This window comes from Pantoea sp. 1.19 (assembly GCF_001922585.1).
In the GTDB taxonomy this organism is placed as follows: Bacteria; Pseudomonadota; Gammaproteobacteria; order Enterobacterales; family Enterobacteriaceae; genus 1-19.
The window spans coordinates 132,562-145,771 of record NZ_MRBS01000004.1; the positions used below are offsets into that span (position 1 = coordinate 132,562).

Annotated in this window: 11 protein-coding genes; 2 read left to right on the forward strand and 9 right to left on the reverse strand. The window is 59.1% G+C overall.

The annotated features are described in order from the left end of the window. Positions 1 to 7 precede the first annotated feature (7 nt). Positions 8 to 1,453 carry an N-acetylglucosamine-binding protein GbpA gene (gbpA, locus tag BS626_RS09810; RefSeq protein WP_083615933.1) on the forward strand — a complete coding sequence of 482 codons (1,446 nt, stop codon included), beginning with the start codon at positions 8 to 10 and terminating at the stop codon, positions 1,451 to 1,453. A 122-nt stretch (positions 1,454 to 1,575) separates the two neighbouring features. Here the strand turns inward: gbpA and secA are convergent, their stop codons facing one another. Together secA and secM are read right to left on the reverse strand one after the other, a co-directional pair. Continuing rightward, on the reverse strand, positions 1,576 to 4,281 hold the full coding sequence (secA, locus tag BS626_RS09815) for a preprotein translocase subunit SecA (protein ID WP_075182219.1): 2,706 nt from the start codon (positions 4,279 to 4,281) through the stop codon (positions 1,576 to 1,578). A gap of 51 nt (positions 4,282 to 4,332) precedes the next feature. Then, on the reverse strand, positions 4,333 to 4,851 hold the full coding sequence (gene secM / locus BS626_RS09820; RefSeq protein WP_075182220.1) for a secA translation cis-regulator SecM: 519 nt from the start codon (positions 4,849 to 4,851) through the stop codon (positions 4,333 to 4,335). Between the two features lie 21 nt (positions 4,852 to 4,872). Between secM and BS626_RS09825 the strand changes: the two genes are divergently transcribed. After that, the gene (locus BS626_RS09825) at positions 4,873 to 5,364 is read left to right on the forward strand and encodes a DUF721 domain-containing protein (protein WP_075182221.1); all 492 of its coding nucleotides are present in this window, start codon (positions 4,873 to 4,875) and stop codon (positions 5,362 to 5,364) included. Between the two features lie 25 nt (positions 5,365 to 5,389). Here BS626_RS09825 and lpxC read toward each other — a convergent pair whose 3' ends face one another. The 7 genes from lpxC to murG all read right to left on the reverse strand — a co-directional run bounded on the left by lpxC (position 5,390) and on the right by murG (position 13,210). Beyond that, positions 5,390 to 6,307 (reverse strand): UDP-3-O-acyl-N-acetylglucosamine deacetylase, encoded by a 918-nt coding sequence (lpxC, locus tag BS626_RS09830; protein ID WP_075182222.1) that lies wholly within the window; start codon positions 6,305 to 6,307, stop codon positions 5,390 to 5,392. Positions 6,308 to 6,408: 101 nt separating this feature from the next. Then, complete coding sequence (gene ftsZ / locus BS626_RS09835) at positions 6,409 to 7,563, reverse strand: cell division protein FtsZ (protein WP_075182223.1); 1,155 nt, start codon at positions 7,561 to 7,563, stop codon at positions 6,409 to 6,411. A 62-nt stretch (positions 7,564 to 7,625) separates the two neighbouring features. Then, positions 7,626 to 8,882 carry a cell division protein FtsA gene (gene ftsA, locus BS626_RS09840; RefSeq protein WP_075182224.1) on the reverse strand — a complete coding sequence of 419 codons (1,257 nt, stop codon included), beginning with the start codon at positions 8,880 to 8,882 and terminating at the stop codon, positions 7,626 to 7,628. 2 nt (positions 8,883 to 8,884) lie between these two features. Next, positions 8,885 to 9,718: a cell division protein FtsQ gene (ftsQ, locus tag BS626_RS09845; RefSeq protein WP_075182225.1), complete on the reverse strand. Its 834-nt coding sequence runs from the start codon at positions 9,716 to 9,718 to the stop codon at positions 8,885 to 8,887. Between the two features lie 2 nt (positions 9,719 to 9,720). Further along, on the reverse strand, positions 9,721 to 10,641 hold the full coding sequence (locus BS626_RS09850) for a D-alanine--D-alanine ligase (protein ID WP_075182226.1): 921 nt from the start codon (positions 10,639 to 10,641) through the stop codon (positions 9,721 to 9,723). Next, the gene (gene murC / locus BS626_RS09855; RefSeq protein ID WP_075182227.1) at positions 10,634 to 12,109 is read right to left on the reverse strand and encodes a UDP-N-acetylmuramate--L-alanine ligase; all 1,476 of its coding nucleotides are present in this window, start codon (positions 12,107 to 12,109) and stop codon (positions 10,634 to 10,636) included. The genes BS626_RS09850 and murC overlap by 8 nt, the downstream gene beginning before the upstream one ends. Before the next feature lie 42 nt (positions 12,110 to 12,151). Further along, complete coding sequence (gene murG / locus BS626_RS09860; protein ID WP_075182228.1) at positions 12,152 to 13,210, reverse strand: undecaprenyldiphospho-muramoylpentapeptide beta-N-acetylglucosaminyltransferase; 1,059 nt, start codon at positions 13,208 to 13,210, stop codon at positions 12,152 to 12,154.

Below are 13,210 nucleotides of genomic sequence, written 5' to 3' on the forward strand. Positions count from 1 at the left end.
AAACGCTATGAAATTGAGTAAACTCGCCCTGGCCATTTCCGCGCTGGCCTTCAGCGGCGGCGTACTGGCGCACGGCTATATCAGTGAACCTGCCTCGCGCGATCAAATGTGCCGCATGAAAGACGGCAACACGCAGTGCGGGCAGGCGCTGTACGAGCCGCAGAGCGCAGGCGAAGGACCGGACCGCTTTCCGGAGACGGGTCCGCGCGATGGCCATCTGGTGAGCGGCGACGGCGCCAGCGAGTGGATTGGAGCCAACCTGAATGCGCAGACCAGTGACCGCTGGGTTAAACATCGGGTTTCCGCCGGTAAGAGAGACTTTACCTGGACCTTTACCGCCTCACACCCTATTCGGGATTTTCGTTATTTTATGACCAAAGAGGGCTGGGACCCTAATAAGCCGCTGTCACGGGCGGCCTTCACCGCGGATAACCAGGACGGGCCGGAACCGTTTTGTACTATTCCGGGTGGACCCGCCATTCCCGGCAGCACCACCCACAGCTGTACCCTGCCCGAACGCAGCGGGGGCTACCACGTGATTTATGCCGCCTGGGATGTCTCGGACACGACCAATACGTTCTACAAAGTTATTGATGTCATTTACGATGACGTAGCTTCTGAGTGGAAAAACAGTATTGGCTCGATCCAGCCTTCCCGAGCACTGGAGGCCGGCGACAGCGTGAAGGCCCGACTGTTTGATGCGCACGGTGAACGCGAACCGCTGAGCGTAACGCTGAATATTGATTCTGCGGAGGCGGGCGAACCGAACAGCTGGGCGCTGGCGCTGGCGAAAAAAATCAATGCCGCGCACGACACTATCCGCGCCGGCGTGATGAATAAAGAGGGTGAAGTCGTGCCGACCGCGGGCACGAACACGATTTACAGCAAAGCCGGGAGCGAGATCGTGCGCGTGGAGATCCAGGTCAACGCGCAGGCAGACAGCCGCCCGAGCCTGACGCTGGTGACGCCGCCCACCAGGCACGTGATCACCGAAGGGGAAAACCACATTGATTTCTCAGCCAAAGTGACCGGTGAGATGGCGCTGAACGCTAAGGTGTATAACGCGAAGCAGGAAAATGTGGGCTTTGGTTCGGCGAAGCTGGAAAACAGCACCGACACTGTGACCCTGAAGCTGTGGCAGGCTGAAGCCGGCCCGCATACCGTCGTGGTTGACGGCAATACGCCGGATGGTCAGCATTTCCAGCAGAGTTTTGATTTGGCGCTGATCAACAATACCGCAGGGGATTATGACTTCGTGTTCCCGGACGGAATGGCAAACTACACAGACGGGACCAAAGTACTGCAGCCGAAAACGCAGCAGGTGTATGAATGTAAACCGTTCCCCTATTCCGGCTGGTGTAAACAAAACGCACATCCGTATGAACCGGGAGTCGGTTCAAACTGGCAGGACGCCTGGTCCCTGAGCGGCGCGACAAAAAAACACGCTCACTGATTGCTGAACGGTCACACTGAATAAACAAGCGGCAGCCCGGTGGGCTGCCGCTTTTTTTGGACCTCAGCGTCCGTGCGCCCGACAAGCACGGCCCGTCACCAAACGGGCTGTGCGTCAGAGCGTCACGCCAGGCGACCGTGGCACTGCTTGTATTTTTTGCCGGAACCGCACGGGCAGGGATCGTTACGCCCCACTTTGCGATCGCCACCCTGCGCGGCCAGCGCCTCAGCGGCTTCGGTCTCGTCATCAACGTGGTTAAAATGCTGCTGGGCGGCCAGCCGCTCGGCCTCTTCCCGACGCTGCGTTTCCATCTCTTCGACTTCTTCCGGCATCCGTACCTGCACCTTGCTCAGGGTGCTGACCACTTCATACTTCAGCGACTCCAGCATCGCGCCAAACATGGCGAACGACTCGCGCTTATACTCCTGCTTCGGATCTTTCTGCGCGTATCCGCGCAGGTGGATCCCCTGTCGCAGATAGTCCATCGCCGCCAGGTGCTCTTTCCACAGTGAGTCGAGGGTTTGCAGCATGACGCCTTTTTCAAAGTGGCGCATCATTTCGGCACCCACCACTTCCTCTTTCTGCTGAGACTGCACGCCGGCCTGTTCCAGGATCCGCTCACGCAGGGTCTCTTCGTGCAGATCCGGCTCTTTATCCAGCCATTCGGCAATCGGCAGCGCGAGGTCAAAGTCGTTTTTCAGACGCTCTTCCAGCCCGGCAACGTCCCACATCTCCTCCAGCGACTGCGGCGGAATGTAAGTATCAATGGTGGTCTTGAACACGTCTTCGCGAATACTGGCAATGGTTTCTGACACATCGGATACGTCCAGCAGTTCGTTACGCTGGGTGTAAATCGCACGACGCTGGTCGTTGGCCACATCGTCGTATTCCAGCAGCTGCTTACGGATATCAAAGTTGCGGCTTTCCACTTTACGCTGCGCGTTGGCAATCGCTTTGGTGACCCACGGGTGCTCAATCGCTTCACCCGGCTTCATACCGAGCTTACGCATCATGCCGGAGACGCGATCGGAGGCAAAAATACGCATCAGCGCATCTTCCATCGACAGATAGAAGCGGGAGGATCCTTTGTCGCCCTGACGTCCTGAGCGCCCGCGCAGCTGGTTGTCGATACGGCGGGATTCGTGGCGCTCGGTACCAATAATGTGTAAACCACCGGAGGCCAGTACCGCATCGTGACGCGTTTGCCAGTCGGCTTTAATCTGCGCAATTTGCTCATCGTCAGGTGCATCCAGCGCCGCCACTTCTGTCTGCCAGCTGCCGCCCAGTACGATATCGGTACCGCGGCCGGCCATGTTGGTCGCAATGGTGACCGCGCCCGGCTGACCGGCCTGAGCCACAATGTCCGCTTCGCGGGCGTGGAATTTGGCGTTAAGTACGTTATGTTTAACGCCCGCACGGGTCAGTTCGTGGGAAATCACTTCCGATTTCTCGATCGAGATAGTTCCCACCAGCACCGGCTGGCCGTTGGCGGTGCGCTCACGAATGTCCTCAATGATCGCCTGGATCTTATCCATTTCGGTCATATAAACCAGATCCGGCAGATCTTTACGCACCATCGGACGGTTGGTCGGCACCACAATGGTATCCAACTTGTAGATCGAGCTGAATTCAAAGGCTTCGGTATCAGCCGTCCCGGTCATCCCGGCCAGTTTCTCGTACAGGCGGAAGTAGTTCTGGAAGGTGATGGAGGCCAGGGTTTGGTTCTCATTCTGGATTTCCACACCCTCTTTCGCTTCGACGGCCTGATGCAAACCGTCCGACCAGCGGCGCCCCTGCATGGTTCGGCCGGTGTGCTCATCGACGATGATCACTTCGCCCTCTTTGACGATGTAGTCCACGTCGCGGGTAAACAGCGCGTGGGCTCGCAGCGCCGCGGTAACGTGGTGCATCAGCATGATATTGGTCGGTGAGTAAAGCGATTCGCCCTCCTCCATGATGCCTTCGCTGACCAGCAGCTCTTCCACGGAGACCAGACCACGCTCGGTCAGATGCACCTGACGCGCCTTCTCATCTACCGAGAAGTGCCCTTCGCCGGTGAAGGAGTCGGAGTCTTCCTTTTCCTGACGAATCAGGCGCGGAATGATTTTGTTCACTTTGATGTACAGCTCAGAGCTGTCTTCGGCCGGACCGGAAATGATCAGCGGCGTACGCGCTTCATCGATCAGAATGGAGTCGACTTCATCCACCAGCGCATAGTGCAGTTTGCGCTGCACGCGATCTTCCGGGCTGAACGCCATGTTGTCGCGCAGGTAATCAAAACCATATTCGTTGTTAGTGCCGTAGGTGATATCGGCAGCGTAGGCTTCGCGCTTCGCCGGTGCCGGCATGCCCGGCAGGTTAATCCCGACGCTCAGACCGAGAAACTCAAACAGCGGGCGGTTGTTTTCCGCATCGCGCTGAGCAAGGTAGTCGTTGACGGTCACCACATGAACCCCTTTGCCAGTCAGGGCATTGAGGTAGGCCGGCAGCGTGGCGGTCAGGGTTTTACCCTCACCGGTACGCATCTCGGCGATGCAGCGGTTGTTGAGGATCATGCCGCCCATCAGCTGCACGTCAAAGTGGCGCATGCCGAAGACGCGCTTGCTGGCCTCACGCGCGGTAGCAAAGGCCTCCGGGATCAGGCTCTCCAGCGTCTCGCCTTTTTCCAGGCGGGTGCGGAATTCAACGGTTTTCGCTTTCAGTTCGTCATCGGAGAGCTTCTCAAAATCCGGCTCCATTTTATTGATGACGTCCACCACCTTACGCATGCGACGCAGGGTACGATCGTTACTGCTACCAAATACTTTGGTTAAAATTTTACCTAACATAATTCGCTTTCTCTCAGCTCGCGCTGTGTGTATTCAAAAGATAGTGTGCTGTTACAGAGGGATGGCGCTGAGAGCGGCGGGGCCGGCGCGGGTGCCCTGCACCTGCGATAGCCAGATCCCGGCCTGCCATGCCGCCGGCGGATGGGTCACGCTGGCGGGAAGGATCGGCGCGCTGACCCGCGAACGCGATTCGTGCGTTAGCAGCACGCTTAGGGTATCCAGCAGCACCAGCGCGTGGGCTTCGGCCGGCAGCGCACTGATCAGTCTGTCCTCGTGCAGCGGGGTCAGCGTGGTAAATGACAGGTGACGAATGACGGTGCGGATGGCGTGCTGCTGCCAGAAATCCACCTGACTGCCGGGGCGGCGCAGGCTGCCTTGCAGCAGGGCAAGGTTGTTGAGCGGGGTGATCCGGGTAATGGTGTGGCTGCGGCTCAGGGTCTCCGGATGCGCGCTGGCCTCATTCGCCTGTGCAACGGGCAGACCAAAGCCGGCCGCAACCATCCCCAGCAGGAGATGAGGCCAAAAATAACGTCTGCCAAATTGTCGCCAACGATTTAGAATAGCGATCACGTTTCTTCACCGGAGTCCGCCATGCGTAGCAGCAGACCACATTCCTTAGAGCATTTGTTCGATGAGACGCAGGACAAAAGTATTCTGCGCCAGGTGCAACAGCGCGCCGGTGTACTGGTGCGGTTAAACCGTGCCGTACAGGGGCTGCTGCCAGCCACGCTGCATCCATGGGTTCGCGTGGCAAATTATCGTCAGGGCATTCTGGTGCTGGAAGTCGCAAACGCCAGCTGGATGATGCGTTTACGCTACGAACAATCCGCCCTGCTCTCTGCATTGCGAGCGGAAATTCTACCATCATTGGCGGCGATCGACATCAGGATTAATCCCGCGCTGGCGGCAAAAGGGGAACCGACTGCGCAGGAAAGCAGCAGTCAGGCGGAGAAGAAAGTGGCAAAGCGACAGCTCAGCGCAGCCAGTGCCCAATCCCTGCGGGATGTGGCAGAGCGCAGTCCGGAAAAATTACGCAGGATAATAGAACGACTGGCTTCACGGGCCGGAGAGGGTACCCGCTAAACCAGTCGTTACTGACAGGCCTGGCTTACGCCAGAACCAGATTAGGTGCTTTGAATGCCAGCGGCAGCTCGGCTTCGTCTTCGAAGGTCGCCCATTCCCAGGCTTCCTGCTTCGCCAGTACGGCCTGCAGCAGCTTATTGTTCAGCGCGTGGCCAGATTTGTAGGCGGTGAAGGCACCAATGATGTTGTGCCCGCACATAAACAAGTCACCGATCGCATCAAGCATCTTGTGACGCACAAACTCGTCTTCAAAACGCAGGCCGTCTTCATTCAGTACGCGGTAGTCATCGACCACGATCGCGCAGTCGAAGCTGCCGCCGAGGCACAGGCCACGCGACTGCAGCGCTTCAATATCGCGCATAAAGCCGAAGGTACGGGCGCGACTGATTTGACGCGTAAAGGCCTCCGCAGAGAAGTTCATGCGGTAGCGCTGCGAACTGGCATCGATCGCCGGGTGATTAAAGTCGATGGTGAAATCGAGAGAAAACCCGTTAAACGGCGCCAGTTCAGCCCATTTGTCGCCGTCTTCCACCCGGACAGGCTGTTTCAGACGGACAAACTTCTTGGCACAGTTCAGCTCTTCGATGCCGGCATCCATCAGCAGATAGATAAAGGGGGCGGCGCTGCCATCCATAATTGGAATTTCAGGCGCGTTCACTTCCACCACAATATTATCGATACCGAGGCCTGCCAGCGCAGCGTTCAGGTGCTCGACCGTGGAAATACGCACGTCATGCTCATTGACCAGGCAAGTACAGAGCATGGTATCACGCACGGATTTGGCATCAGCCGGGAAATCAACCGGTGGATTCAAGTCAGTGCGACGATAGATGACCCCCGTATTCGCCGGTGCAGGGCGCAGCGTCAGGGTGACTTTTTTGCCGGTATGCAAACCGACGCCAGTCGCCTGAACAATACGTTTTAGTGTCCGTTGTTTGATCATCGCATTATCTCGCAAAATTACTGATCCTACCGCCAGTTTACTCGACTAACGGCGGGACAGTTTAGCACAAAAAGCGGAGATGCCAAATTTTCGGCTTATTCCTAGTCCGCCTGCTTACGCAGGAAGGCAGGAATATCGAGGTAATCCGGCTCTTTACCCGACTGTGCACTCTGATCGTTAACCACTTTGGCGGCCGGCTTCTGCTCCTGCGGCAGCGGCGACATGCCGTGCTGCTGATAGCGGTGGTCGATTACCGGCTGCGGCTGCTGCTTGTTGGTGACCAGGGTAATTTCCGGGCGTTTATCCATACCGATGCCGGTGGCGACGACGGTCACGCGCAGCTCGTCGTTCATTTCCGGATCCAGCGAGGTACCGATGACCACGGTGGCGTTATCGGAGGCGAAGGCGCGAATAGTGTTACCCACGGTTTCAAACTCATCCAGACGCAGGTCGAAGCCGGCGGTGATGTTGACCAGCACGCCGCGCGCACCGGACAGATCGATGTCTTCCAGCAGCGGACTGGAGATCGCCATCTCGGCGGCCTCTTCCGCACGGTCTTCACCGCAGGCGACGCCGGAGCCCATCATCGCGTAGCCCATTTCGGACATCACGGTGCGCACGTCAGCGAAGTCGACGTTCATCAGCCCCGGACGGGTGATCAGTTCGGCAATGCCCTGCACCGCGCCTTTCAGCACATCGTTCGCCGCGCCAAAGGCATCCAGCAGAGAGATACCGCGACCCAGCACTTTCAGCAGCTTGTCGTTCGGGATGGTGATCAGCGAGTCTACATGTTTGGAGAGCTCGGCAATCCCCTGCTCGGCAAACGCCATGCGCTTTTTGCCTTCAAAGTTAAACGGTTTAGTGACGACGGCTACGGTCAGGATCCCGAGATCTTTCGCCACTTCCGCCACCACTGGCGCGGCTCCGGTACCGGTGCCGCCGCCCATACCCGCGGCGATGAAGACCATGTCAGCGCCGTCCAGCGCTGAGCGCAGGGCTTCGCGGTCCTCTTCCGCTGAGGTACGGCCCACTTCGGGGTTGGCGCCGGCGCCAAGCCCTTTGGTGATATTGGTACCGATTTGAATCGTCTGACCCACGGCAGTTTTACGCAACGCTTGCGCGTCGGTATTCACCGCGAAGAACTCTACACCTTCAATGCGCTCGCGCACCATATGCTCTACGGCGTTGCCACCGCCACCGCCGACGCCGATGACTTTAATCACCGCGTCATTGGTTAATTCCATAGGTTCAAACATGATTTCTCTCCGTTATGTGCCTGTCGCCTGGGAGTCCCAACACCACCGACTCCCTTTGAAAATTAAAACTCTTTTTTCAGCCAGCTGTTGATTCGTTTGAACCAGTTGCCAACCGACGCGCGTTTTTCAACATCCGCCTCACCGCTGAGGTGAGACTCTTTACCGTAGTGCAGCAGCCCCACCGCCGTTGAGTAGTAGGGCTCCTGCGCGTAATCCGTCAACCCGGTGATGTTCAGCGGCTGCCCAATGCGCACCTGCGTATGGAATACGCGCTGAGCGCAGGCCGCCAGGCCTTCAATTTGTGCCGCACCACCGGTCAACACGATACCGGCGGCCAGGTGATGCTTCACCCCCTGCTGACGCAGCTGCTCTTGCAGCTGCAGGATCTCGTCGTTGACCAGATTCAGCAGCTCGGTGTAGCGCGGCTCAATCACCTCTGCCAGCGTTTGACGCTGCAAACTGCGCGGTGGACGCCCTCCCACACTGGGCACCTCGACATTCTCATCTTTCCCCACCATCGACCCCAGCGCGCAGCCGTGGCGAACTTTGATCGCCTCGGCGTCGGTGGGCGGCGTGCCAAAAGCATAGGCAATATCGCTGGTTACCACATTTCCGGCGTAAGGAATCACTTTCGTGTGCCGCAGCGCGCCACCGGTGTACACCGCCATGTCCATGGTGCCACCACCGACGTCCACGACGCAAACGCCCAGCTCACGTTCGTCTTCAGTCAGTACGGCAAAACTGGACGCCAGCCCGGCGAAAATCAGTTGGTCCACTTTCAGGCCGCATCGTTCAACGGCTTTGACGATGTTTTTCGCCATATCGTTGTGACAGGTGATTAAATGGACTTTCGCCTGCATCCGCACGCCGGACAAACCGACCGGATTCTTGATGCCTTCCTGATAATCGATCGCGTACTCTTGCGGAATGACGTGCAGGATGCGGTGCTCGTCGCGCACCCGAACGGACTTGGCGGTATGGACCACGTTATCCACATCTTCCTGGGTCACTTCCTCTTCTGAAATAGGAACCATCCCTATTTCGTTCTGACAACTGATATGTTTACCCGAAAGCGCAAGATAAACCGAGGAAATTTGGCAATCTGCCATTAATTCGGCCTGATCGATGGCGCGCTGTACGCATTTTACCACCGATTCCAGGTCATTCACCCCGCCTTTGTCCATTCCGCGCGACGGGCAGCTGCCCACGCCAATGATATTGACCATGCCATCGGGCAGAATTTCACCCACTAATGCGGCGACCTTCGCAGTGCCAATCTCGAGTCCAACTACCAGTTTTCTGTCCGTCGCCTTGATCATTGTTATTCAGCCTGTGCCTGATTCTGTTGTTGATTACTCACCTGGGGCTCCAGTGGCGCCGCCGCCCAGCCGACGGCCGCGCCGGAGTCATAGCGTAAATCCACATAGCCAATCCGCTTGTTCTCCGCGATGGCCTGCTGCTGTAGCACCGGGTAGAGCTCGATAAAGCGCTTCAGGCGCTTCATGTCCTCGTTGCGTCCCAGTTCCAGACGGACATCGTCGCTCAGCACCAGTTGCCAGGAGCGACGCGCCGTCATCGACGCCATCTTCAACTTCATTTTCGCCGCGGCCAGCACCTGATCCATGGCGCGGTAGCCGCTTAACACATCTTTTTCCGTCCCTTCCGGACCGTACAGCATGGGCAGTTGGCCTTTGCCAATATAGCGAGTGGGTACGCTAAACGACTTACCGTCGGCATCGACCATGTGCAAATCATTCCAGCGCGCCACCGGCACATACTCCACCAGATGGATTTTCAGCTCATCCGGCCACTGCTTGCGCACGCTGACCTGCTTAATCCACGGCAGACGTTCAATCTGCTGCTGAATGACGTTCACGTCCTGCGTCATAAAGGTCCCGGGCGAACCAAGCGATAAAATCGCCTGGCGAATATCGTTCTTGCTGGTGTAATGCAGGTCACCGGTCACCACCAGTCGCGAGAGCGGCAGCCGCGAGGCGTCATTCATCCACTTCAGCACCGTCCAGCCGCCCCAAACCAGGGTGCCTAGTACCATCAGCAGGAACAGCATCCCGGCCAGGTGGCTGCCGTAGCTGCGCCCCCGAGTGCGCTTTTCCTGCTTCTCACTTTTTCGAACTCTGATCGCCGCCTGAGACATAATCAGTCGGCCAGCTCCAGAATACGCGCCACCAGCTGCGAGAAGCTCATGCCCGCCTGCTTAGCGGCCATCGGCACCAGGCTGTGACTGGTCATGCCCGGCGAGGTGTTCACTTCCAGCAGGAAGAACGCCCCGTTACCGTCCATCATCACATCGACCCGCCCCCAGCCGCTGCAGCCCATCACCTGCCAGGCGCGCTTCACCAGCGCGTGCAGCTCTGCCTCACGTTCGTCGGTCAGACCGCTGGGGCAAAAATACTGTGTCTCGTCGGAGAGATACTTCGCCTCGTAATCGTAAAAGGAACTGGCAGGCTGAATGCGGATAGACGGCAGTGTACGATCGCCCACGATCGCCACCGTGTACTCAGCCCCGGCCAGAAAGGCCTCCACCAGCACGTCATCATCATGGCGGAAAGCCTCCTCCAGCGCCGCCGGCAGTTCGCTGGCGACATTCACCCGGGAGATACCGACGCTGGACCCTTCGCAGCTCGGCTTAACGAACACCGGCAGTCCCAGCGCCGCAATGGCGTCGCGCTGCGCCTGCTCCAGGCCGGCCGTAAACTGCTGACGGGTAAGCGCCACGTACGGAGCAATCGGTAAGCCGGCCGCCTGCCACAGCATTTTGGTGCGCATTTTGTCCATGGTGATCGCCGACGCCATTACGCCGCTGCCGGTATAGGGCAGCTGCAGATACTCCAGCACGCCCTGCAGAGTGCCGTCTTCACCGCCGCGGCCGTGCAGGGCAATAAAAACTTTCTCAAAGCCCGCTTCTTTCAGGCGCATGACCGGATACGCGCACGGGTCTACCGGATGCGCGTCCACGCCAGCTTCATGTAATCCGGCCAGCACTGCGGCGCCGGAGAGCAGGGAAACGTCGCGCTCAGCAGAGGTGCCACCAAACAATACCGCTACTTTTTCAGCCATGTTGTTCCTCTTCGTTTTTTTGCGGCTGCAATTTTTGTTCTGCCAGTTTGCGCGCGATCTTGCCGATATTACCCGCTCCCTGGACGAGGATCAGATCGTTACCGGTCAGGGTCGGCGCCAGCATATCGGCGATCGCCTCGTGATCCGGCACGAGGATCGGATCGACTTTGCCGCGGCCGCGAATCGTGCGGCATAGCGAGCGGCTGTCGGCCCCGGCGATCGGCGCTTCACCCGCCGGATACACATCCAGCATCAGCAGCACATCCACCTGCGACAGCACGTTTGCGAAATCGTCGTACAGGTCACGGGTGCGCGTGTAGCGATGGGGCTGGAAAACCATCACCAGATTTTTATCCGGCCAGCCGGCGCGGGCGGCTTTAATCGTCACGTCGACCTCTGTGGGGTGATGGCCGTAGTCATCCACCAGCATCGCGCTACCGGCTTTCCCGTTCACCGGCAGCAGCGGGAAGTCACCGAGGTGATCGAAACGACGCCCGGTTCCCTGGAACTGGCTCAGCGCGCTGAGGATCTCCTCATCGTCAATGCCCTCTTCGGTCGCCACCGCCACCGCCGCCGCCGCGTTCAGGGCGTTGTGACGCCCCGGCGCGTTCAGCGTGACGCACATCGGTGCTTTATCCTGACGGATCAGGGTAAAGTGCCCCTGCGCTCCGCGCTGCTCGTAGTGTTCGATTCGCACATCAGCATCGTCGCTAAAGCCGTAGGTGGTGACGTGTCGGCCTACGCGCGGCAGCAGCTCGCGGATCACCGTATCGTCCACGCACAGCACTGCGCGACCGTAAAACGGCAGATTGTGCAGAAAGTTAATGAACGTCTGCTTCAGGTTCTCAAAATCGCCCTGATAGGTATCCATGTGATCCGCTTCGATATTGGTCACGATCGCCACCATCGGCTGCAGGTGCAGGAACGACGCATCGCTTTCGTCCGCTTCGGCAATCAGATAGCGGCTGCTGCCGAGGCGCGCATGGGTGCCCGCCGCCTTCACCAGCCCCCCGTTAACAAAAGTCGGATCGAGTCCGCCCTCGGCGTAAATGCTGGCGACCATCGCCGTGGTGGTGGTTTTTCCGTGGGTACCGGCTACGGCAATACCGTGGCGGAATCGCATCAGCTCTGCCAGCATCTCTGCGCGACGGATCACCGGGACGCGCGCTTCCCGCGCCGCAACGATCTCCGGGTTGTCCGCTGAAATGGCGGTAGACACCACCACCACGCTGGCATCCTTCACATTTTCCGCCCGGTGATGGTAGTAAATCGTCGCGCCCAGCGCGCTCAGGTGCTGCGTTACCGCGTTGGGGGCCAAATCGGAACCGCTAATGGCGTACCCTTCATTCGCCAACACTTCGGCAATACCGCCCATGCCGGCACCGCCGATGCCAACAAAGTGAATGTGCCGGACGCGACGCATCTCGGGCACGATAGAACGCAGTTTTGCCAGTTGTTGTGTATTCATCTCGTCGTCTGTTCCCGGGCGGGCTGAGCCCTGCCCTTACTATTACAATGCGGCACGCGTAATCGCTTCGGCGACGCGTTCGGTCGCATCCGGAATGGCTACCGCACGCGCCTTTTCAGCCATCGCCAGCAGCGTGGGGCGATCCCAGCCGGCCAGTGTGTCCGCCACAACCGCCGCGTTAAACTGCGGCTGCTCATAAATTTTTGCCGCTCCGGCCTGCTCCAGCGGCAAAGCATTCCAGTACTGCTGACGATCTTTATGCTGAAACGGCACGAGGATCGCCGGCAAACCGGCGGCGGCCACTTCGCTGACGGTCAGCGCGCCGGAGCGGCACACCACCACGTCGGCCCACGCATAGGCCGCGGCCATGTCGTCAATAAATTCGGCCACCCGATGTCCGTGCTGCCCGACGGCGTCATAGGCCGCCTGCACCGACGGAAGATTGCCTTTCCCTACCTGATGCCAGAGGGTGATTTTATCACCCAGACGGGCCGCCACGTCCGGAAGTGTCTGATTTAGCACGCGAGCCCCCTGACTGCCGCCAATCACCAGCACCCGAATCGGGCCATCGCGATCGGCCAGCCGCACGGCCGGCAGCGGCAGCGCCAGCACGTCGGTGCGCACCGGGTTACCTACCACCGCCGCGCGGCGGAAGGCTCCGGGAAAGGCCTGCATGACCGTCGTGGCAATTTTCGCCAGCCATTTATTGGTCAGGCCGGCGATACCGTTCTGCTCGTGCAGGACCACCGGGATACCGCAGCTCCACGCCGCCAGGCCACCGGGTCCGGAGACGTAGCCGCCCATCCCGAGTACCGCATCCGGTTTCCACGCTTTCAGGATCGCGCGCGCCTGACGTACCGCCTGAAAAATGCGCACTGGCGCGGCCAGCAGCGCCAGAATGCCCTTACCGCGCAGTCCGCTGATGCGGATAAAATCAATCCCGATACCGTGCTTCGGCACCAGATCGGCCTCCATGCGATCGGCCGTCCCCAGCCAGCGCACTTCCCAGCCTTGCGCCATCAGGTAATGCGCCACGGCCAGTCCGGGAAACACATGCCCGCCGGTGCCGCCCGCCATGACCATCAATCGCTTGCCACTCAT